The 22044-nt window shown below is 41.0% G+C and carries 22 protein-coding genes; 8 read left to right on the forward strand and 14 right to left on the reverse strand.

Translation table 11 applies throughout. The annotated features are described in order from the left end of the window. Nucleotide 1: 1 nt before the first annotated feature. From P7V56_RS03180 to P7V56_RS03195, 4 genes are all read right to left on the reverse strand, one after another. Complete coding sequence (locus tag P7V56_RS03180) at nucleotides 2-2017, reverse strand: M13 family metallopeptidase (RefSeq protein WP_171221122.1); 2016 nt, start codon at nucleotides 2015-2017, stop codon at nucleotides 2-4. 55 nt (nucleotides 2018-2072) lie between these two features. Continuing rightward, nucleotides 2073-4058, reverse strand: a complete 1986-nt coding sequence (locus P7V56_RS03185) for a TonB-copper family protein (RefSeq protein ID WP_171221121.1) — start codon at nucleotides 4056-4058, stop codon at nucleotides 2073-2075. Nucleotides 4059-4116: 58 nt separating this feature from the next. After that, complete coding sequence (locus P7V56_RS03190; RefSeq protein WP_171221120.1) at nucleotides 4117-4965, reverse strand: FixH family protein; 849 nt, start codon at nucleotides 4963-4965, stop codon at nucleotides 4117-4119. Nucleotides 4966-5069: 104 nt separating this feature from the next. After that, nucleotides 5070-5444, reverse strand: a complete 375-nt coding sequence (locus P7V56_RS03195) for a hypothetical protein (RefSeq protein WP_317174647.1) — start codon at nucleotides 5442-5444, stop codon at nucleotides 5070-5072. Between the two features lie 142 nt (nucleotides 5445-5586). Here P7V56_RS03195 and P7V56_RS03200 point away from each other — a divergent pair, with 142 nt between their 5' ends. The 6 genes from P7V56_RS03200 to P7V56_RS03225 all read left to right on the forward strand — a co-directional run bounded on the left by P7V56_RS03200 (nucleotide 5587) and on the right by P7V56_RS03225 (nucleotide 11825). Beyond that, the gene (locus tag P7V56_RS03200) at nucleotides 5587-6177 is read left to right on the forward strand and encodes a Crp/Fnr family transcriptional regulator (RefSeq protein ID WP_171221119.1); all 591 of its coding nucleotides are present in this window, start codon (nucleotides 5587-5589) and stop codon (nucleotides 6175-6177) included. Then, complete coding sequence (locus tag P7V56_RS03205) at nucleotides 6177-7424, forward strand: hypothetical protein (RefSeq protein ID WP_171221118.1); 1248 nt, start codon at nucleotides 6177-6179, stop codon at nucleotides 7422-7424. The genes P7V56_RS03200 and P7V56_RS03205 overlap by 1 nt, the downstream gene beginning before the upstream one ends. A gap of 66 nt (nucleotides 7425-7490) precedes the next feature. Beyond that, the gene (locus tag P7V56_RS03210; protein ID WP_171221117.1) at nucleotides 7491-8042 is read left to right on the forward strand and encodes a fasciclin domain-containing protein; all 552 of its coding nucleotides are present in this window, start codon (nucleotides 7491-7493) and stop codon (nucleotides 8040-8042) included. Nucleotides 8043-8188: 146 nt separating this feature from the next. Continuing rightward, complete coding sequence (locus tag P7V56_RS03215; RefSeq protein WP_171221116.1) at nucleotides 8189-8623, forward strand: c-type cytochrome; 435 nt, start codon at nucleotides 8189-8191, stop codon at nucleotides 8621-8623. Next, nucleotides 8595-9947 (forward strand): cbb3-type cytochrome c oxidase subunit I, encoded by a 1353-nt coding sequence (locus tag P7V56_RS03220; RefSeq protein ID WP_171221115.1) that lies wholly within the window; start codon nucleotides 8595-8597, stop codon nucleotides 9945-9947. The genes P7V56_RS03215 and P7V56_RS03220 overlap by 29 nt, the downstream gene beginning before the upstream one ends. A 63-nt stretch (nucleotides 9948-10010) precedes the next feature. Continuing rightward, nucleotides 10011-11825: a hypothetical protein gene (locus P7V56_RS03225; protein WP_171221114.1), complete on the forward strand. Its 1815-nt coding sequence runs from the start codon at nucleotides 10011-10013 to the stop codon at nucleotides 11823-11825. Between the two features lies 1 nt (nucleotide 11826). Here the strand turns inward: P7V56_RS03225 and P7V56_RS03230 are convergent, their stop codons facing one another. From P7V56_RS03230 to ric, 4 genes are read right to left on the reverse strand one after another with little or no spacing between them, the layout of a single operon-like run. Beyond that, nucleotides 11827-12501: an anaerobic ribonucleoside-triphosphate reductase activating protein gene (locus P7V56_RS03230; RefSeq protein ID WP_171221113.1), complete on the reverse strand. Its 675-nt coding sequence runs from the start codon at nucleotides 12499-12501 to the stop codon at nucleotides 11827-11829. After that, nucleotides 12494-12661: an anaerobic ribonucleoside-triphosphate reductase gene (gene nrdD, locus P7V56_RS03235; RefSeq protein ID WP_171221112.1), complete on the reverse strand. Its 168-nt coding sequence runs from the start codon at nucleotides 12659-12661 to the stop codon at nucleotides 12494-12496. Before nrdD ends, P7V56_RS03230 begins: the two co-directional genes overlap by 8 nt. Further along, nucleotides 12642-14759 carry a ribonucleoside triphosphate reductase gene (locus tag P7V56_RS03240; RefSeq protein WP_171221111.1) on the reverse strand — a complete coding sequence of 706 codons (2118 nt, stop codon included), beginning with the start codon at nucleotides 14757-14759 and terminating at the stop codon, nucleotides 12642-12644. Before P7V56_RS03240 ends, nrdD begins: the two co-directional genes overlap by 20 nt. 29 nt (nucleotides 14760-14788) lie before the next feature. Next, nucleotides 14789-15517: an iron-sulfur cluster repair di-iron protein gene (gene ric / locus P7V56_RS03245; RefSeq protein WP_171221110.1), complete on the reverse strand. Its 729-nt coding sequence runs from the start codon at nucleotides 15515-15517 to the stop codon at nucleotides 14789-14791. Nucleotides 15518-15655: 138 nt separating this feature from the next. Between ric and nadA the strand changes: the two genes are divergently transcribed. Together nadA and nadB are read left to right on the forward strand one after the other, a co-directional pair. Beyond that, the gene (nadA, locus tag P7V56_RS03250; protein WP_171221109.1) at nucleotides 15656-16585 is read left to right on the forward strand and encodes a quinolinate synthase NadA; all 930 of its coding nucleotides are present in this window, start codon (nucleotides 15656-15658) and stop codon (nucleotides 16583-16585) included. Further along, a complete protein-coding gene (nadB, locus tag P7V56_RS03255; RefSeq protein ID WP_240976553.1) occupies nucleotides 16582-18120 on the forward strand; it encodes an L-aspartate oxidase in 1539 nt (512 codons plus the stop codon). Before nadA ends, nadB begins: the two co-directional genes overlap by 4 nt. Here the strand turns inward: nadB and P7V56_RS03260 are convergent. The 6 genes from P7V56_RS03260 to P7V56_RS03285 are packed head-to-tail and all read right to left on the reverse strand — an operon-like array spanning nucleotide 18101 to nucleotide 22044. Then, nucleotides 18101-18544, reverse strand: a complete 444-nt coding sequence (locus P7V56_RS03260) for a copper resistance protein CopD (protein WP_171221108.1) — start codon at nucleotides 18542-18544, stop codon at nucleotides 18101-18103. The genes nadB and P7V56_RS03260 overlap by 20 nt on opposite strands. Further along, entirely contained in the window at nucleotides 18541-18915 is a 375-nt protein-coding gene (locus P7V56_RS03265) for a group III truncated hemoglobin (RefSeq protein WP_171221107.1), read from the reverse strand. The genes P7V56_RS03260 and P7V56_RS03265 overlap by 4 nt, the downstream gene beginning before the upstream one ends. A gap of 1 nt (nucleotide 18916) precedes the next feature. Beyond that, a complete protein-coding gene (locus P7V56_RS03270; protein WP_171221106.1) occupies nucleotides 18917-19684 on the reverse strand; it encodes an ABC transporter permease subunit in 768 nt (255 codons plus the stop codon). Then, complete coding sequence (locus P7V56_RS03275) at nucleotides 19668-20390, reverse strand: ABC transporter ATP-binding protein (RefSeq protein WP_171221105.1); 723 nt, start codon at nucleotides 20388-20390, stop codon at nucleotides 19668-19670. Before P7V56_RS03275 ends, P7V56_RS03270 begins: the two co-directional genes overlap by 17 nt. Next, nucleotides 20387-21616 (reverse strand): nitrous oxide reductase family maturation protein NosD, encoded by a 1230-nt coding sequence (locus P7V56_RS03280; protein ID WP_171221104.1) that lies wholly within the window; start codon nucleotides 21614-21616, stop codon nucleotides 20387-20389. Before P7V56_RS03280 ends, P7V56_RS03275 begins: the two co-directional genes overlap by 4 nt. Then, the gene (locus P7V56_RS03285) at nucleotides 21613-22044 is read right to left on the reverse strand and encodes a nitrous oxide reductase accessory protein NosL (RefSeq protein ID WP_171221103.1); all 432 of its coding nucleotides are present in this window, start codon (nucleotides 22042-22044) and stop codon (nucleotides 21613-21615) included. The genes P7V56_RS03280 and P7V56_RS03285 overlap by 4 nt, the downstream gene beginning before the upstream one ends.

Below are 22044 nucleotides of genomic sequence, written 5' to 3' on the forward strand. Positions count from 1 at the left end.
CTTACCAAATCTTCACACGCTTTTCAGGCGCTAAGTACAACGAATCGGTTGGTTTAATATTAAACGCTTCGTAGAACTCCGGAATGTTGCGCACGGTTCCGTTGACTCTGAATAAGGCTGGTGAGTGTGGGTCGGAGGCAATTTGACTGCGCAAGGCTTCGGCACGGGATTTTTCTAACCATACTTGTCCCCAACCCAGGAATACGCGTTGCATGCCGGTGAAGCCATCCATTACCGGTGCTTCTTTGCCGTTTAAACTGGCTTTGTAGGCTTTGATGGAAATGCTTAATCCGCCTAGGTCGCCTATGTTTTCCCCTAAGGTAAAGGCACCGTTGACATTCAAATCAGGGAAGGCTTTGAAGCTGCTGTATTGGTCAACCAAAGCGGCCGTTTTCTTTTTGAAAGCGGCTAAATCTTGTGGTGTCCACCAGTTTTTCATCACGCCTTTGCCGTCAAAAGCACTGCCTTGGTCGTCAAAACCGTGGCCTATTTCGTGACCGATTACCGCTCCGATGCCGCCATAGTTTACGGCATCATCGGCATTCAAGTCAAAGAAAGGCGGTTTTAAAATCGCGGCCGGGAATACAATCTCGTTTAACGAAGGGTTGTAGTACGCGTTTACCGTTTGCGGGTTCATTCCCCATTCGGAACGGTCTACCGGTTTGCCCAGTTTGGCCAATTGTCGGTTGTATTCAAATTCGGCGGCACGTACACCGTTACCGTAGAAATCGTTTTTGGCTATTTTAAGGGCTGAGTAGTCTCTCCATTTGTCAGGGTAGCCAATTTTAATCATAAAATTGTCCACTTTTTTCAAGGCTTCTTTCTTCGTCGCTTCACTCATCCAATCTAAGGTTTTGATGCTTTCGGCATAGGCTTTCAAGAGGTTTTTTACCATACCGGTCATGCGCTCTTTGGCTTCTGGCGAAAAGTGTTTTTTGACATACACTTTCCCCACGATTTCTCCTAAACCTCCGTTTACCGTTTCGACAGCGCGTTTCCAATCTTCCTGTTGTTTCTCGGTACCGTATAAGGTTTTGCCGTAAAATTCAAAGTTTTGATTGTCTAAAGCGGTGGTCAAACTTCCGGCTGATTTGTTAATCACACCCCATTTTAAATAGGTTTTCCAAGTGTCAATTGGGGTGCTTTTGATGATGTTGTTCAGGCTTTTGGTGTATTCTACCTGAGTCACTACTAGTTTTTTCTCTTGGTCAACCCCCGCATTTTTTAACATGGCATTCCAGTTGAAATCGGGCATTAGGGTTTTTAAATCTTTTACGGCGTAAGCATTGTACAATTTTACAATGTCGCGCGTGTCTTCTTTTTTCATGTGGTTAGAAGCCAAAGTGGTTTCCAAAGCCATGATGGTGGCAGCACTTTGAGCCCCATTAGGCAGGTTGGCCAATTGGAACATCTTTTCAATGTGTGCTACATATTTTTTGCGGATGTCGGTCATCTTGGCATCGGTAGCCAAATAGTATTCTCTTTCCGGCATACCTAAACCACCTTGCCAAGTGATTAAAGTGTATTTTGTAGGATCTTTAAAGTCGGTATAGACCGAAACATTAAACGGAATAGCCACGCCTTTTCGGTTGGCTTTTCCGAAATAGGCGGCCAAGTCATCGTAAGAAGCAATGGCATCGATAGCGTTTAATTCCGGTTGGATAGGCGCTACGCCTTTGGCATCACGACCTTTTCGGTCCATAAACGAAGCGTAGTAGTCACCTATTTTTTGTTCGTCGGAACCTTCGGCATTACTGCCTTTGGCGGCTTCTTCGATGATGGCTTTGACGTCTTTTTGCGATTGGTCGTACAGCATATCAAAAGCCCCATAAGAGGCTTTGTCTGCCGGAATCTTGGCGGTTTTCATCCAAGCGCCGTTGACATAAGCGGCAAAGTTATCGCCGGGTTTTACCAGCGTATCCATATTTTTTTTAGTGATACCCGAAGTGAGTTCTTTTTGGCTACAAGCTGTTAGTAAGACAGAAGCCAGTAGCAAAGTGATTTTTGCATTCCTCATAATTTTAGTTTGATGATTAGGACGCTAAAGTAATTAAAAATATTAGGTTATGGTGTTAAAAGCTGTAGTTGAGGTTGAGGAAAATATTTCTTCCCATGCGTGGGATTTTGTTCCAATCGGCATAGGTGGTGTAGAAGGCATCCAGCAGGTTTTCAATCCCCAACTTGGTATATAGCAGACTTCCCGGCAATACAAATTTATAACCGAAATTAGCGTTGAGTAAAGCAAAATCGGGTGTTTTGGTTTCTCCATAGGCTGAGCCAAATCGGGTTTGAGTCGCATGGCCCACGCCTTCTAAATTGGCATTGAAACGGTTTTGGGTAAAAGTCAAAGCGGTTCGGTAACTCAACGGGTTGATGAGTGGTAAATTATCGTGGTTGCTGTCTTTTCCCAAACTGTACAACAAGTTTATATTCCATTTCCAGTGTTGGTTTAGGGTCCATTCCGAATTAAAATCGACATTAAAAATCGTCGCATAATTCAAAGCTGTGTACAATTTCACCCCATTGGCTCCAATGGTCATTGGTACTAATGATTCCACAGGGGTGCCAATGATATAATTGTTGATGTGGAAATAAGAGGCTGTGATTTTGGCCTTGATTTGTTCTTTTTTGTACCCAATGAATGCATTGCTTTCCCAAGATTTTTCATTTTTTAAATTCGGGTTGCCCACATAGTCAAAACGGTCGGAGCTGTTGAACAGATAGAAACCATATCCTTCAGACACTGATGGTGCTCTTTCGCCATAACCTAACCCCAAGCCGTATTCCCAACCGTTTTTGGTGAAGTTGTAATTGGCCGCCAGACTTTTTAGGAAACGCGATTTTTGGGCTTGCATTTCGGGGTAAAAAATCTGCAGACTTTGCAGGCCGAAATCACTCGCCACCTTATTGGTATGATTGCCGAAGGACACCGACATTTTCAACCCCGAATGGCAATTGAATACCCAATGGTCTTCTACAAACCAACCGGTGTAGAAAGTGCGGACATCGGGCCAAGTGTACATGAACATGCTGTTTTCATCCGGATTGTTCGGATACATGGTCATTTCAGCTACGGATTGGTTGTAAAACGAATTCAGATTCGCCAAAAAATGGTGGTTGTTTTTCACGCCGCTGATTTTAGAATACAGTCCGAAAGTTTTGCTCCAACCCGGCATGTCCATGTGAATCGGAACCGATGGACGAGTCGTGTCATCCATACGGTGGGTGATGGTGTTGAAATAGATTTTGGTTTCCCAGTCTTTTAGCCAAGGCGATTTTGGGAGCACTACATATTTGACTGAAGTGATTAAGGCTTTCGCCAAAGACACGTCCATAGGCAAAGCCGGATAACCCACATCAGTAGCTTTATCGTAAATCACGGAAGCTTCGAGGAGTTTATTTTGGCTGAATTTAAAACCCGAAGTGGCGGAGAAATTGAGTTTTCGGAATTGGGAATAAAGGATTTCTTTGTCATTTCCGGCGGCATAATTATCGGCTTCGCGAAACATCACATCGGTATCAATGTAATAAGTGCTGTCTGCATAATTGATTGACGAACCAATTATTTTTTGGCGGTTGTTGGATTCAAAACCGGTGTTGAGACCAAAGCTCCAAAGAGGTTGGCCGAATTTGCTTTGCGTGCGTTTCAAATCAATCGCGCCGCCAATGGTGGACCCAAAGCAACTGCCTTGTTGGCCTGAATTGACTGTGGCTTCCGAAAGATTAGACACTTCGATATAGGAAGTAATCGGGTCCATTTTATCGGTACAAGCACCAAAGATGCGCATACCGTCGATGGTGATTAAGGTTCTTTCGGTCGCCATGCTGTTGAGTATGGGTTCCCATGCGTAAGCGCCACGTTTGACCAAATCGACTTTGCTTCCTTTGTCGAGAAACTCATCGATGGAAGCTAGAGATTTGGTTAGTTTTTCGTGGATTTGTGTTTTTTTGCCAATGACAATGACTTCTTTTAAATCTTTGGGCACCAAAGAATCTTTTACTTCTTGGGCATACGAAAAGAAGCTACTGAACAATAGCAACAGGATTGTATTTTTCATCACAGTCAGATTTAAAAAGGTCTCACCAGTCTTAAAGCAAGACCTTTTTGAAGTGGATTTAGAATTCGAGTTCGAAGAAAATGCTGCTTTCCAACACGGTGTCGGTAATGGCTTCGCCTTTTAAAACAGTGGCTTCGGCATTCAACAATTGTAGGTTGATTTTCCAATAACCGGTCATGGTTAGGGATAGTTTTCCTTCGTATAAGCCGCCGTTTGCTTTTTGCGTAGCATCAACATTATTGGGAGAACTGTGGTTGCCCATGCTTGGCATTCTCGGGTCGATTTTTACGGTGTAACCGTCAACCACCGGAAAGTTCATCATGTCTTGCATTTTCCAAACGCCCAAAACGATATCGTTAATCGCTACTTTTGGGTGATGCGGTTCGGCGTAAGCTACGATGTATTTGGCACCATCGGTACCGGTAAAAGTATTCACTCTTCTTTTGGCTGAAGCGGGAACATCAATCACAGAAGTGGCGGAATAGGCTGTTCCGTTGAGGGTATAATCGACTTTTAAATCCCAATATTCGGTTGCATTTTGAGCCATTTGGAAGACAATGTACCCTTCGTATAAAGTTCCGTTAGGGGTTGCTTTTTCCACAGTTGATTTTGGACAAGAATGGTTCATCATCGCCATGTGCATGATGGGTGTCCAAGTCACTTCTGCATTGGTAACATACTCATCGGTAATGTTGTCTTTGATTCGGATGGAGATTTCGTTATAACCTTGTTCCAAACTTCCGATGGGCGAATACAATTCGATGGTATGCGTGTCGTTAGTAATTTCTTTGAATTTAGTAAGATTGGCTAATTCATCTGTGGTAGTATTGTTGTCGTCAGAAGAACAAGAAATAAGGGTTGAGGCCAATAAAAATAAGGCAAGCGTATATTTTAATAAGGTTTTCATTTTTGTACATTTTAGATCATAAGGATTTCATTGGAACAGTTTCCAATAGATTTTGGACATGCATCGTCCGGTCAACCTGGATGAGATTGATTAAAGTTTAGTGTTTAAGAAGAAAAGGTAGGCGGATGGAAAACGGCACCACTGTTTAAGTGAAAGTATAGATTGGTATAGTGGTTGCCAATAACATTTTTATGTTGAAAATAAGATTGTTCGGGAAGCATTGGTTTTATTTCCTGAAAGAACAAGACTTCAGTTTCTTGGAGTTGTATTTTTTTGTTGGGAGAAATGGGTTTTTCCTGTTCGGAAGCTTTGGCGAGTTCTTTCATTAACTGACACTTTCCGTTACACTGTAATTCGGGTTTGGCTTTGTTTTCACAAAGTACTTTTGAAATGTAATCATAATTAATGATGTAATCTGCCACCGGAAGTATCGGTTTGAGGAACATTACAATTGCGACTATGATTACTAACTTTTTCACGAGACAAATTTAGGACGGAAAAAACACCTTTTTATATGACTATGGTCATATTTTTTGTAATTTTATTCGAATTAAATTTGTAACCATTCGTTGGGAGGGCTTGTAAAATAAGCGTTTTCGACTTAAAACACTCAAAATCAAAATGCAAATAGACTTAGATTTACTCTTTACTTGGGGCGCTATAGCTAAGGAATATAAAAAAGGCGAAATGATTTTTTGTGAGGATGAAATGGCTAATTTTTATTTCCAAATTATTGAAGGCAGTGTTCGAATGTACAATTCCAATGACGAAGGCAAAGAGTTTACCCAAGGGTACTTTTTGGCGGGGCAGAGTTTTGGGGAACCGCCTTTATTTATAAATGAAATGTATCCTTCTACCGCAGTGGCTTTTCAGGACAGCGTGGTGGTTAAATTGTCAAAGGAAAAGTTTTTGAAAATTTTGGATGAATATCCGTCGATTCAGAAACAGTTTTTAAACTTGATGTCACGGCGCATTCATTCGAAGTCGATGACGTCCAAAGACATCATCAACCAAAAGCCTGAGTTTAGGATATTGGCTTTTTTGAATGCCAACAAGAAAGGTAAAGATTCGGCTGAAAAAGAGCAAGTGCCTTTTACGCGTCAGGAGATTGCCAATTTCACCGGTTTGAGAGTGGAGACGGTTATCCGGGCTTTGTCTAAAATGGCGAAAGCTAAGAAAGTCGACATTATCAATCATAAAATATATTACTAATGACCTTTAATGCCAAGTTCTGGTTGAAATTTTCCCTACTCAATTTGTTGATTGTAGCATTATTAGGGCTTTTGATGCGGTATAAAATAGGTTTTGAATTTCCTTTTTTGAACCAAAAGAACTTACAGCATTCCCATTCTCATTTTGCATTTGCCGGTTGGATCAGCCATACGTTGATGGTGTTGATGGTGGGGTTTTTGGAGAAGAAAGGGAAAAGGGAAAAGGGAAAAGGGATAAGGTGGACAAATTATAATAAGATTCTATTGGCCAATTTAATTTGTGCCTATGGGATGTTGGTTTTCTTTATTGTTCAGGGTTATGGCGCTTTTTCGATAGCATTTTCTACCGCTTCGATAGTGGTATCTTATGTTTTTGGATACCGGTATTGGAAAGATTTGAAGCTGGTTGACGCTACTTCGTTTTCGATTCCTTGGTTTAAAGGCGCGATTTTTTTCAATGTGATTTCTTCTTTGGGCACTTTTGCTTTGGCGTATATGATGGCGACCCAAAACCTCCATCAAAATGAATATTTGGCATCTATTTATTACTATTTGCATTTTCAATATAACGGTTGGTTTTTCTTTGCCTGTATGGGATTGTTGGTGTATTTTCTCGATTTAAAAGCCACCGATTCGCCTTTGTATACCAAAGTGTTTTGGCTGTTTTTTATCGCTTGTATTCCGGCATATTTTTTATCGACGCTGTGGTTGGATTTGCCGTTGTGGATTTATATTCTAACCGTAATGGCTGCTTTCCTTCAAGTGTTTGCCTGGTTTCTGTTTTTGCTCAGGGTTATCAAAACTAAAAAAACCGTTTTTGAAAACTATCCGTTCTTTCTGCGTTACATTATCGTGTTTGTGGCTTTGGCTTTTAGTGTGAAATTGTTGTTGCAATTGGGTTCGACTGTCCCGGCGCTCAGTCAGTTGGCTTTTGGTTTCCGACCTATAGTGATAGCCTATTTGCACTTGGTGTTATTGGCAGTTATCAGTTTGTTTTTGTTGTTTTACATTTACATCAATCATTTCTTCTTTATCCGTAAATCCATTAAATTCGGAATTACCCTTTTTTCTGTGGGTGTTTTTTTAAACGAGTTGGTATTGGCTGTTCAAGGCGTTGCTTCGTTTAGTTATACCTTAATTCCTTGGGTCAACGAATCGCTTTTTGTGATTTCAGCCTTGATGGTTTCGGGGATTGCTATCACTGCTTTTTATTCGATAAAAAAAGTTGAAATTCCCGCAGTTTTATGAGTTCAATCATAAAATAACTGTTTCATAGTTAGGTACTTTGTGTGTATAAACCAAGTATTTATTATTATGAAAAATTCCATTAAAATTTTGCTCTTAGCTTGCTTTTTTGCTGCTGTAGGTTGCAAACAAAGCAGTGAAACCCCAACAGAATCTACCGAAAGCGCACCGGCCCAAAATGTGGGACAAGAAGGTGTAAAAGATGAAACGTCTAATCCTAATATCGTTCAGGTGGCTTCGGGAAGTAAAGACCACACAACCTTAGTAGCGGCTGTTAAAGCGGCCGAATTGGTTACTTCTTTAAGTAATGCCGGACCATTTACCGTTTTTGCACCAACCAATGCTGCTTTTGATAAATTACCGGCCGGAACGGTTGACGGTTTGTTAAAACCCGAGAAAAAAGCCGATTTGCAAAACGTTTTAGGCTACCACACTTATGTAGGCACTTTGAAAGTTGAATACATGCAAGACGGACAGGAGTTTGACATGGTGTATGGCGGTAAAGTGAAAATTACCAAGCAAGGCGAAAAAACCTTTGTCAACGGTTCTGAAATAGTCGCTTCTATCGAAACCTCCAACGGGATTATTCACGTGATTGGAGACGTCTTACTTCCAAAATAGGATAATTATTAATTCAAATCTTGTTTTTCTTTTTTGAAAGGGAAAAGGCGTGAAAGTTGTCATTCACGCCTTTTTTGTGATTAAAATCATAAGCAATCGCTTTTTGTTTGCTTCTCTTTGCACTACCAATTCAATGTCTTTCGGCTATGACTCCACCGAGAAAATACCTATTCTTAATACTGCTGTTGCTGGCTTTGTTTTCAAGTTACAATTACATTATTTATACCGATACCTCGGCTTATGGTGCGGTTCGATTGTCGGGAAAAGCAGTTCAGGGCGAGAAACTTTGGCTGGATAACAATTGCCATTCCTGTCACCAAATTTACGGCTTGGGCGGTTATCTCGGTCCCGATTTGACCAATGTCTATTCCTTTAGAAAGCGGGATGATAAGTTTTTGAAATCAATGTTCAACAGTGGTATCAAAGCCATGCCGCAATTTGATTTTAATGAAACAGAAAAAGAAGAATTGCTGCAATTTTTAATCGAAATAGACCAAACGGGACAGTATCCGAATACCAAAGCTCAAATTGAAGCTGACGGTTGGGTCAAAATTGAAAACCAAAATAAAACGCATGAATAATACCCGTTATCCTTTTTACTTTATTGCTGCCGGATTGCTTTCTTTGCTGTTGGGTTTGCTGTGCGGATTGCTCGCCGGTTTCCAATATGTCATTCCCGAATTTATCAAAGAAACGCTACCGTTCAACGCACTTCGACCATTGCATACTTTGTTTGTGGTTTCATGGGTTTTGCTCACGGCCATTGGAGGTGCTTATTATTATTTGGGCCAAAATAATCCCGCAAAAGCACTCAATCAAAAGCTGATCAAGAGTCACTTTTGGTTGTTTATCCTTACCGGATTCGGCATTGCAGTATCTTATTTGTTTCAAAATTTTGCCGGAAAAGAATACCTCGAATTCCCAAGCTATTTCTATTTCCCGATTGTGTTGGGCTGGATTTTATTCGGTATTACCTACTTCAAAAATTTAGCGGTTTCTTTCAAGAGTTGGCCGGTTTACTACTGGATGTGGGCAACAGGCATCGTCTTGATGGTTTACCATTTCACCGAAGCCCATTTGTGGTTGCTGCCTTATTTTAAAGAACATTTTGTGCAAAATGTGGCCCTGCAATGGAAAGCCGGCGGTTCGTATGTAGGTTCTTGGAATATGCTGGTTTATGGTACGGCAATCTATATTATGGCTAAAATAGGGAATGATGACCGCTATGCTAAATCAGGGAAGGCGTTTTTCTTTTACTTTTTAGGATTGACCAACTTGATGTTTGGCTGGGCGCATCACGTTTATATTGTTCCTACAGCGCCATGGATTCGCTATCTCGCTTACGGCATCAGCATGACCGAATGGATTATATTGTTTTCAATTGTTTACGACTGGAAAAAAAATTTGGGGAAGGAAACAAAAACGGCATTTCCTTTGGCATATCAATTCATGCTTTTGGCTGATTTCTGGGTGTTTTTAAACATTATTTTAGCCCTTGTGATTTCTATACCGGCCATTAATTTATTCACGCATGGCACGCATATTACAGTGGCGCATTCGATGGGAACCACCATTGGAATTAACACTTTGATATTGCTGTCTTCGGTCACTTATATTTTGGAATCAAATAAGGGTTTGGGTGCCGTAAGAAGAATTCAAATCGGGATTCGCTTTTTCCATATTTCGTTTTTACTTTTCTGGATTAGTTTATTGTTGATGGGGGTTAAAAAAGCGTATTGGACCCATTTTAATCAAGTACTTTCCTTTGCCCAATTTCAAGAAGGAATGCATTGGTTTTATGTGCTTTTTGTGCTTTTCGGTTTGGGAATTTTGGCAGGATTGTATCTGATTGTCTTTGAACTGCTGAAAAATATTAAAAAACAACTCGTTTCATTGCCGAGATGACATATATCATACTTTATCCGGAATGATTTTGCAAAATTCGCCCCTTATTTAAAACGTTACCACATGACTACTACGAAAAACATCCATACTTTCCACATACCCGTAATGGGTTTGGCTTATACCATTGACAGCCCGATTCGCGTAGCACAATACGGAATTTCCTCTGTAATCTCCATCACCGATGATGAACTGATAGAAAAGATGCGTGCTTTTTACAGTAAAAAATTTAGCTTGCCTTACCAGGAAATTACTCAAAAATGCCATGACTATCGGGCGGAACGCATCAAGCACTATTTGAACATGGTGGATAAAATCGTCAAAGATAAGTTTGAAAGTTTTAAAAACGAGTTGGCGGAAAACAAAACCGCTTTGGAAAACTACATTGCCTTATTGCCCAATAAATCCGAATTGAAAAAGGGACTGCAAAAGTTCATCGATGAAGGGTTGTTGATAAAAGAATCGGTGAAGAATTACTTGGCCGAACACTTTTCGCCCGGTGAGATAGATGTGAATATCATGACCAAAGTGGATAAGGATAATTTTGATAAAAACGAGCAATTGCCGGTTGAATTTAACGATGCTCATGCTTCTTTGCGCGGTTTTGCCGAGAGCGATTTGAACTCTTCAGTGGTTCTTTCGGCGGGCATGAATCCGAGATTGTACAGCTATTTTGAGCAGTTTCCGGTGTTTTATCCTGATGCTCACGGACAATTACCAAAGAAAATAATATTGAAAGTAAGCGACTTTCGTTCGGCGATGATTCAAGGGAATTTCTTGGCCAAAAAAGGGCTTTGGGTTTCGGAATACCGTATTGAATCCGGCTTGAATTGCGGCGGACATGCGTTTGCTACCGATGGTTTTTTAATGGGACCGATTATGGAAGAATTCAAAACCAAGAAAGACCAATTAATCCAATCCGCTCATGAGTTGATGGTGAAGGCTTTGGCCGCTAAAAACCTTCCTGTTCCGGCGCAGCCCTTCGACTTAAAAATTACAGCCCAAGGCGGAGTTGGAACGGCTGAAGAGCACGAGTTTTTGTTGACTCATTTTGAAATGAATGCTGTAGGCTGGGGTTCGCCTTTTTTATTGGTTCCCGAAGCGACATCGGTAGATGAAGAAACCAGAACGCTTTTGGCGAAAGCCCAAGAAAAAGATTTTTACCTGAGTGACATCTCGCCGCTGGGAGTTCCGTTTAATTCCGTAAAAGGGATGAGTAATGATCTTTGGAAACAAAAACGCATTGACGAAAACAAAGCCGGAAGTTCATGCCCGAAAAAACTATTAGCACTAAGCAAAGAATACGATCCGCAAGGCATTTGTACTGCTTCTAAAAAATACCAGGATATTAAATTGGCTGAATTAGAAGCGCAAAAAGACCGATTAACTGAATTAGAAATTGAGAAAAAACAGCACAAGATATTTGAAAAATCGTGTCTGTGCGTCGGTTTGGCCAATGCTTCTTACATGGAAAACAATCTCGAAGTCAAAGGACAACAGCAAGGTGTGGTGATTTGTCCCGGACCGAATTTGGCGTATTTTGACCGCGTCGTTTCTTTGGCCGATATGGTGAAACACATTTACGGCAACGCCAATGTAATGCCTGATTTGAAGCGACCGAATATGTTTGTCAATGAGTTGAAAATGTATGTTGATTATTTGAAAAATGAATTGGACCAGTTTACCGATGATTTTACGACAGCACAACTTAAAAAATGGAATGCTTTTAAAAGCAATTTGCTTTCGGGAATTGAGTATTACTCGGATTTGTTTGTCAACACCGATTTTTTCAGCAAGGAAAAAACGGTTATTGAGCAACAGTTACAGTTTTACAAGTCAGAAGTCAACGGGATTACTTTGCCTGTTTTGGAAGCCGTATGATTTACCGAAGCACAATTTTCACAGCCGTGTTGACCGGCAAATGGTTCTCTAAACGGGTGTGTGAATTGGGCAATTTTCCGATGGTTTCTACATTGTTTTTGAAATGTTGGATGTAATAGGTTCCGGTATATTCATTGAATTTTAGGTAATCAATCATGTCTTTGACTTCCTCTTTGGCCAGCAGTTCAGAATGGTAAGTGGTGCGAATTTCAAAAGGAATATTCGTTTTGAAGAGCAACTGTACGGATTGCTCAAATTGGTCATACAAATCCGTTTGGGTAATTGACAGGAAAGATTCTCGGGTAGATTTAAAATCCAGCGCTACATAATCTAGCAACTTTTGTTCTATGAGCGATTGTAAAACGTCGGGTTTAGAACCGTTGGTGTCTACTTTTACTAAAAATCCCATGGCTTTTACCAAGCGTATTTGTTCTATAATGTCTTTGTGAATTAAGCATTCACCACCGCTAAAGACTACCGCATCCAGCAAACCTCTTCGGGTTTCCAAAAAAGAGATCATTTCGGAAAAGGTAAATTTGCCTTTCCCGAAAACAATCTCAGGATTATAGCAATACAAACACCGCATATTGCATCCGGCATACCACAGGATACAAGCAGATTTGTCCGGATAGTCCAATAGGGTAAACGGGGTTATATTGCTGACTGATTTAACCATTTGGACATTCTTTAAAATGGAGCCGCTGCTTGTGTTCGCCTTTTTTTCCGATGTTAAAGCTTTCCACCGGTCGATGGTACCCCATTACTCTGGTGTATACGAGGCATTTTGTTCTGGATTGTTGGTGTTGTTCCAACAGTTCATTGGTCTTGGTTTTCATAGGTGTTTTGGTTTAGTTTTTCTAATAAGGCATCGTCACATTTCGGACAGTACTCGTGTTCGCCGTTGAGGTAACCGTGAACCGGACAAACACTAAAGACAGGTGTTACAGTGATATAGGGCAATTTGAATTTGGACAAGACGGTTTTGACAAAGTTTTTACAGGCAACAGGTGTGCTGATTCTTTCATTCATGTACAAATGCAGTACGGTTCCGCCGGTGTATTTACATTGCAATTCGTCTTGCATTAAGAGTGCTTCAAACGGGTCTTGGGTAAAATCAACCGGGATTTGCGAGCTGTTGGTGTAATAAATGTTCTCTTCCATGCCGGCTTGCAGAATGTTCGGGTAACGCTTTTTGTCTTCTTTAGCAAAGCGATAGGTCGTGCCTTCGGCCGGAGTGGCTTCGAGGTTGTAGAGATTTCCGGTGGCTTCCTGAAATTCTTTCATGCGGTTGCGGATGTATTCCAAAATTTCGATAGAAAATTCATGTCCGAAACGCGTCGTAATGTCTTCCTTGTCTTCAGTAAAATTGCGCACCATTTCATTCATACCATTAACTCCAATGGTCGAAAAGTGATTTCTGAAATGCGGTAAATATCTTTTGGTATAAGGATACAAACCGCGGTCATACATCTCTTGGATGAACTTTCGCTTCTTCTCTAAAGTTGATTTTGACAGTTCCATCAATCGGTCTAGTTGATGGAACAACTCTTCTTTATTGCCTTCGTAAAGATGGCCCAAACGCGCCATGTTGATGGTGACCACGCCAATGCTTCCGGTCATTTCTGCGCTGCCGAATAAACCGTTGCCGCGTTTTAACAATTCTCTTAAATCGAGTTGCAAACGGCAACACATGCTGCGCACAGCATTGGGTTTGTAAGCATTAGGGTTTTCGATTTTATTCCCGTTTTCATCTAAAAGATATTGGCTTCCGATAAAATTCTGGAAATATGACGAGCCAATCTTAGCGGTGTTTTCAAACAGCAATTCGGTGTTTTCGCCATCCCAATCAAAATCTTCGGTGATGTTTACAGTCGGAATTGGGAAGGTAAACGGTTGCCCATTGGCATCACCTTCAGTCATCACGGTATAATAGGCTTTGTTGATGAGGTTCATTTCGGGTTGGAAGTGTTCGTAGCGCATTTCAATCAAGGAATCTACGCCACGTTCTTTGGCGCGTGCCAAAATGTTTTCATCGGATATGGTTCCAAATAAATGGTGGTCATTCTTGGTCGGAATTTGTTCCTTTAAATCGGAAGGCACTACCCAGTCTAAGGTAATGTTGGTAAAAGGCGATTGTCCCCAACGCGCCGGTACATTTAAGTTGTAAACAAAACTGCGAACTGCTTTGAGCACCTCGTCAAAAGACAAATTGTCTTTGAAAACATACGGCGCCAAATAGGTGTCAAACGAACTAAACGCTTGAGCACCGGCCCATTCGCTTTGCAATATCCCGAGGAAGTTGGCCATTTGTCCCAAAGCTTCTCGGAAATGCGATGGTGCTTTGCTTTCCACACGCCCACGAACGCCGTTGAAACCGTCATTGAGCAACACCCTTAAACTCCAACCCGCACAATAGCCGGTTAGACAATCTAAATCGTGGATATGAATATCGCCGTTGCGGTGGGCGTAACCTTCTTCCTTAGAATAGACTTTATCCAACCAATAATTGGCAATGATTTTTCCGGCCACATTGTTGACTAAACCCGCATTGGAATAAGAAGTATTGGCATTGGCATTGATGCGCCAATCGGTTTGGGAAATGTATTCTTCGATGGTTTGGGTGCTGTCTACATAAGTCGTGTCGTCATTTAACCCTTGAATGTGTTCGCGTTGTAGCTTTCGCGTATGCCTATACAACATAAACGAACGCATGACCGTGAAATATTGGTTTTCAAAAAGCGTTTGCTCAATGATGTCCTGAATTTCTTCGACCGCCCAAGTATCTTTAGCAGCAATCGCAGCGCTTACTTTTTCAAAAACACGCTCATCAAACGGAAGCGAAACGCTGGTAAAGCTCTTGACTATCGCATCCTTTATCTTAAAAGGTTCAAAAGGTTTATAATCTCCGTTTCTTTTGATGACATATTTTTCCATGATGAGCGTGGTTTTTAGGTTAGCATTGATTATAAAAGGTTGAATTTGGCTTCCATGGCTTTCGCTTTTGGAAACACGATATTGTTTTCCAAGTGGATGTGTTTGTGTAAGTCCTGTTCGAATTCTTTCAGCATTGCAAAGGTGACTTTGTAAGTTTCACAAGCATCTGCCGGCGGATTGTAATCATTAGTCAACTGTGCAATTTTGCGGAAGCGTTCTCCTTCATTTTCGTGTTCGTCCTGCATCATGGCAATCGGATTGTCTACGGTTCCGAAATGCGGTTGTTCGATGTTGGTGTTATCTCTCAGCGCGTAGTACATTTTTTTGACGAATGGAAACAGTATTAATTCTTCTTTTTTCATGTGTTGGGCCAATTCGCCGGCACAAATTTTAAAATGAAGCGCAATTTCAAACAGTTCCGGATGTCTTTGTCCGTGTACTTTACAAAGTTTGTCGAGGTAAAACAATAAGGCTATCGATTTTTCTTCCACATAACGGTGGTGCGTTTTTTCGATATAGTCAATCAGTAAATCGGTTGGCCAAGATTTGAAATCAATGCTACTGTCTGATTTCGATTCTAAGACAGCAATTAATTCGTCTTCTATCGCGTTACTGTCCAATCCTTTTTTTTCGCAAACTTCCTCTAATGTTCGGTTTCCTTTGCAGCAAAAATCTATACCATATTTTGAAAAAACGGCAGCGGTTCTGAAATCACCTGCCACCAATTCTCCGACAGTTATTTGTTCTAATGCATTCATAATAGTTATGTTTTTAAATTAAATTTTAAATATTAATGTTTCTCAAAATTAAGCCCATAAGTGGGTACAGATATATGATTAAAGTCATAGAAAATTGACTTTTTCAGTCCTTATTTTGTGGTCACTTAAATAAAACGCATGGAAAGTTTAAAAGAGAAGATTCTCCAACTGAAAAAAGAGAAAAATGCCGTGATTTTGGCCCATTATTACCAGCAACCAGAAATACAGGAAATTGCCGATTATGTGGGCGACAGTTTAGGATTGTCGCAGGAAGCCAAAAAAGTGAATGCTGATATTATTGTTTTTGCCGGAGTGCATTTTATGGCCGAAACCGCCAAACTACTCAATCCCAAGAAAAAGGTTTTGTTGCCCGATTTGGAAGCCGGTTGTTCTTTGGCCGAATCTTGTCCGCCGGATATTTTTAAAAAATTCATTGACGCGCATCCCCATCATATCGTGATTACTTATGTGAATTGTTCAGCCGAAATCAAAGCCTTGAGTCACATTGTTTGTACGTCATCCAATGCAGAAAAAATAGTAAACTCTGTTCCCGAAAACATTCCGATAATCTTTGCGCCTGATAAAAATTTAGGAAATTATATCAATCAAAAAACAGGAAGAAAAATGCTCCTTTGGGACGGTAGTTGTGTAGTTCACGAGGCTTTTTCTTTGGAGAAATTAATTGCATTATACAAAGAACATCCCGACGCCGGCATCATTGCACATCCTGAATCTGAGAACCACATTTTGGAAACCGCGAGTTATATCGGTTCTACTTCCGGGATGATTGACTATGTAAAACGAAGTCCGAAAACCAAATTTATCGTAGCTACCGAAGCCGGAATTTTATACAAAATGCAAGAAGCCGTACCCGATAAAATTCTGATTCCCGCACCGGCTCTGGAAGACAACACTTGTGCCTGCAGCGAATGTGCCTATATGAAACTCAATACGCTGCGCAAAGTTTACGATTGTTTGCTCCATGAATCTCCTGAAATAAAAGTACCGAAAAAGATTGCCGACAAAGCGATTATTCCAATACAACGAATGCTTGAATTATCGAAATGATGAATAGGCAAACCTATTATTTAATCTTAGGTTCGGGTATAGCCGGATTGACCGTCGCCATCAAATTGGCACAGCAGTTCCCTGACCGAAAAGTGTTGGTGGTCACCAAATCTAACGAAGACGAATCGAATACCAAATACGCCCAAGGCGGTATAGCTGTTGTGATGGATGGCGTGACGGATGATTTTGAAAAACACATTAACGATACTTTACTTTGTGGTGATGGTTTGTGCGTCCGAGAGGTGGTGGAAATGGTAATCAAAGAAGGACCAAAGCGCTTAGCGGAACTCATCCAATGGGGAACGCATTTTGATACGGCTGCTGACGGAACACTTGATTTGGGTAAAGAAGGCGGACATTCCAACAATCGGGTGGTGCATTTTAAAGACCAAACCGGACGCGAAATTGAACGCGCTATTTTGACCAAAGCCCATCAGCAACCCAATATTGAAATCCTCGACTTCCATTTTGCCATTGATTTGATTACAGAAAACAATATTTGTCACGGCGTTTTTGTTTTGGATGAAAAAAGCAACGAAATCATAACGATACATTCGCGTTTCACCATTTTAGCCACCGGTGGCATCGGTCAGGTTTACCAACAAACCACCAATCCGAAAATTGCGACCGGCGATGGTATTGCGATGGCTATTCGGGCGAAGGCCAAAATCAGTGACATGGAATTTATCCAATTTCATCCGACGGCTTTGTATGCGCCACATTCGGCTTCTACTTTTTTAATTTCTGAGGCAGTTCGTGGTTTTGGCGCGTATTTAAAAACCAAGAACGGCCATCGGTTTATGTTGGATTATGATGTTAGAGGCGAATTGGCCTCGCGCGATATTGTCTCGAGAAGTATTGAAACCGAGTTGAAGAATTCGGGTGATGATTGTGTTTATTTAGATTGTACGCATTTGGATATAATCGAATTCCAAAAGCATTTCCCCACCATTTATCAGAATTGCGCGTTGGAAGGCATTGATATCGCCCAAAATTGGATTCCGGTGATTCCGACCCAACATTATTTGTGCGGTGGCATTGCGGTGGATTTAAACGGGGTAACTTCGATAAACCGATTATTGGCTTGCGGCGAGTGTTCCCGAACCGGTTTGCATGGCGCGAACCGATTGGCGTCGAATTCGTTGTTGGAAGCGTTGGTTTATGCGCATCAGATTTTTAAATTTTTAAGCCAAACGGATTCGGAAATCAAATCGGTAAAATATGATTTCAAGCGGAAAGGCAATCCAATTGCTGCCGAATGGGTATCGACTTTAAAAGAAAAATTACAATCCATCATGCAGCAAAATGCCGGGATTGTTCGGAATGACACCGATTTGAAAAACACTTTAAAGCAATTGCAAGTTTGGAAAAATGATTGCCGAGAAATGGAACGGGAATATGCAGTTACCAAAGCCTTTTTGGAACTGAAAAACAGTATAGAAGTCAGTATTCCGATAGTGGCTTATTCACTCAAGCGAACCCAAAACAAAGGAAGTTTTTATAAAGAAGGGAAAACTATAAACCTCCAATTCTGACCCAACTGCCCAAAACCAGCATCGCTACACCAATAAGGGTAATCGTTATAATTTGAAAAGCAACCGGGCGTAAATTTTCCGATTTGACTTTGGGGAAGACGAAGAGCTGGGCATTAATGGCCATTCCGACGGAGATAAAAAGCAATATTAGTTTGATTGACACAATTTTTTCTATGCCATTGGAAAACGAAAACCATTGGGTAAATGTCACATCATAATGGTACGCCATCAAGATTCCGGTTATGAGCAAAGTCAGTAAAGACGGCAAACCTACCGGTTCGAATTTGTCTTTGAAATTAATTAGAATCGAAGCGTCTTTCTTTTGCAACGCTTCAGGCAAATAGCGAATGGATAAAAAGAGATGACCGCCCACCCAAACGGTCGCGGCCAATAAATGGAATATTAAGATAATTTGGTGTGTCATTGGCTCAAGGTTTTATACATCATAGCGGCTGAAATGTTCAGTGCGCGGTTTTTGATTTCTTCCGCTTTTGGACCTTCGAAAAGTTTGTCCACCGTTTCAGTGAAGAGTTTGTTCCAATGGCCAAAGTGCGTCGGATTCATCGGGCTTTTCTCGTGCAATTCTTTGTGTCTTGCCATGGGATTGCCTTCATAATTTCCGGTAAAGAAAAGAATGTTTTCCCAAAAATTATACATTTTAGGCAAATGAGTTTCCCAATTCACTTGAGCAATTTCGGTAAACAAATAGCCAATAACCTCGTCGGTTTTTACTTTGTCGTAAAAAGTATTGACCAGTTTTTCGATGTCTTTTCTATTTCTGATATCGGTTTTCATGTTACAAATCTTTTTGGTTGAATTTTTTAAGCGAAATAAAAAACGGAACCATAGCCCACAAACAAAGCAATAAGAAAGACACGATCAAACCGATAGAAGTTCCGAAAAAGTCTTTGAAAATAGCGCCGGTGTAACCCATCATTGCCGATACATCCAAGTGCATCAAAATTTGAATTCGGGCCAAGTCAATCGGACTCAAAGCGGTGATGCCTACCATCGCATTTTCGATAGGATAATCGGCCAATTGGAACAACAAAAACAACACGATGCCGTCAAAAAGCAAGGCAAAAAACAGCCAGGTCATAATCGCAATCCCGATGCCTTTCGCTTTGTCGCGGGTGAGTATCGAACTCAAAAACGCCAAAGCCACAAAGATGACCGAGATCAAACAACCAATGGCAATCATCATGAATCCTACACTGTCGGGCGCATTGACCAACAACGGAATTCCGGCTCCGACAACAAAAGCCAACACCATGGAAAGGGACAAACCCAGAAACAAACTCGTCCAAATTTTTCGGCGTTTGATGGGTTGGCTCAATAGCAATTCGATAAACTCGGAACTGTTGTACAAGTAAATGGTGGAAAACAAAATGGAAACCAACGGCACCGTGAATAAAATGACATTGAGTATGGTCAATAAACCTTTGGCAGCATTGTCTTCCAGGGCAAAAGAACTCCACGACAGTGCGGCCAAAATCACGGTGTAAGCCAAGACGATTTTGTTTTTGAGGATGTCGAGTAAGATGATTTTAATGATGCGGTTCATGGCGGTTGTTTTTTAAGATTTTGGCAATCGCTTTCGAGATTTTAGCCTCTTGGGTGGATGCCTTTAAGTCTTCTATTTTTTGGTGGAAATGGACTCTTCCTTCCTGCATAAAAATGATTTCGGTAATCAAATCGTCCAGTTCGCTAAGCAGGTGCGACGTGATGAGAATCAATTTTCCTTTTTCTTTTTCGCGGATGATTTTTTCTTTCAGAATTTCGGAAGCCAATGGGTCTAAACCGGCTGTGGGTTCGTCTAAAATCAACACTTCAGGATTGAATAAGAATGCCAACACTGCGCTAACTTTTTGTGTCGTTCCGCCCGAAAGCGTGCGCATTTGTTTGTCGAACATTTTTTCCAATTCAAAAGCATGGATCAAATCTTCGTCCAATGCGGTGTTGCTGTTTCGTACTTTTTTAATCATCTCGATAATCTGACCGATAGTCATATTGTCGGGGTAACGTCCGATTTGCGGCATGTAGCCGATATTGTTTCGGTACAAATATTCACCGAGGATTGATTTTCCGTTGACGGTTATCGAACCGCTATCGGGTAAGACCATTCCTAAAATGGATTTGATTAAGGTTGTTTTTCCGCAACCATTCGGGCCGATGAGCGCAATGCATTGGCCTTTTTGAAACGAAAGGTTGATGTCTTGGAGCACGGCTAACTTGCCGAACTTTTTAGTAATATTTTGTATGTCAATCATAATGGCAGCGACTTCATTAGGGGCGTATTGTCTATAAAATTGTCAGGCGTAATACTGGGTAATACTTTTTCTGATTTGTCTAAAAGCGTAATCATAAAACTTCGGAACAAAATCATGGCCGACGGATTGTTTTCGGTCAAAACGGCAAACAAACTCAGCGGATGATAAGGCACATCGCCAATACCGTCTTTGTTTAAATCATAGCCTTCATATTTGTCCCAATAATTGCTGTTGAAGGTATTGAGCACTAAACTTCCATTGGTACTGATGTCAAAAGTGTTTCCAACGTAATTGTTGTTGACGATTTCATTTTCCATGCAACTGGCTTGGATTTTCATGCCCCAGCCGTTGGCTTCAAAGACGTTTTTCTCGACTTTAATTCGGGAGGTGCCTTCCATATAAATGCCGGAAGTGTTTCGGGCAAAACGGTTGTTGAAAATATAACTGTCGGCAATCTCTTTGAGCAATAAGCCATAAGCCGAATCGCCCCAGTTTTCCTCAAAATAATTATTGAACATTTTTACGTTTTTGGTAAACATTACTGCAACACCGGCGCCGTTTCCTTTGAAAACATTGGTGATATAAGAATCGTCATTGGAAAACATAAAATGCAAACCGTAGCGGATATTGTGGTTGGAAATGTTTCTCCAAATCACCGATTGGGTTACAAATTCGAAGTAAATCCCGTCGCGATGGCCCGAGATTCGGTTGCCAATGATTTGCAGTTGCTCACTTTTCCAGCAATGAATGCCGTTTCCGATGAGTTGTTCCTGCTTGCCGTAGGCTTTAATCGAATTGTTTTTGACCAAGCTGTTTTTACAGTTTTGCAGGTAAATGCCAAAGAAGTTATTGTCGAGGATATTGTTTTCAATGCTGACAAAACTTCGGTCATACACTTTGATTCCGCAAGGATCATCCAAAGCGGCGTGGCCTGAGTTGATGATTTTGAACCCTTTTACCACCACGCTGTCGGCAGCAATAGAAAGCACTTCGGCTTTGTTTTGACCGTCGAGTATTGGATACTGTTTGCCCAAAAAGGCAATTTTTTTATCGATGATAATATTCCCTTCTTTATAAATTCCTTTGGTAACGATAATAGTATCGCCATCGGTTGCCATCGCCAAAGCTTGTTTGATGGTTTTGACCGGATAGGATTTACCCACAGTAATGGTTTTGGCATTACTAATCAGGCAAAAAAAGAAGAGTATATAAACTAGATTTTTCATTTGTAAGCATTGTAAACTTCGGACCAAGTTGTGGGTTGGGCTTCAAGTTTTTGGCCAAATTCGGCTTGTTCTTTAGCAGAACTGAAGGCCGCCAAATTACCTCTCATAGGCGAATTGATTTTACCGCCTTTGATAAAATGAGCCGTTTCGGCCGGAATTAGCGTGTTGTCTTTCAGATAGTCATTGACAAAGAATGATTGGTAAGGCACCACAGTATTCGATTTGGCAAATTGTACCATGCAGGCCAAGTCATCAAACTTGTAATAGCGTCCTTTTTTGGTGATTAATTCGGCTCCGAATTGGCCATTGGCAATCGTCATCTTGCAGAAATCGCAGGAATCTGTATTGATTTTGATGGGTTTTGGCTCATTGGAACCACATGAAATTAGGGTTAGCAATGCGATGCAAGTAAGGGCGATCGTTCTCAT

This window comes from Flavobacterium sp. IMCC34852 (assembly GCF_030643905.1).
GTDB lineage: Bacteria > Bacteroidota > Bacteroidia > Flavobacteriales > Flavobacteriaceae > Flavobacterium > Flavobacterium rivulicola.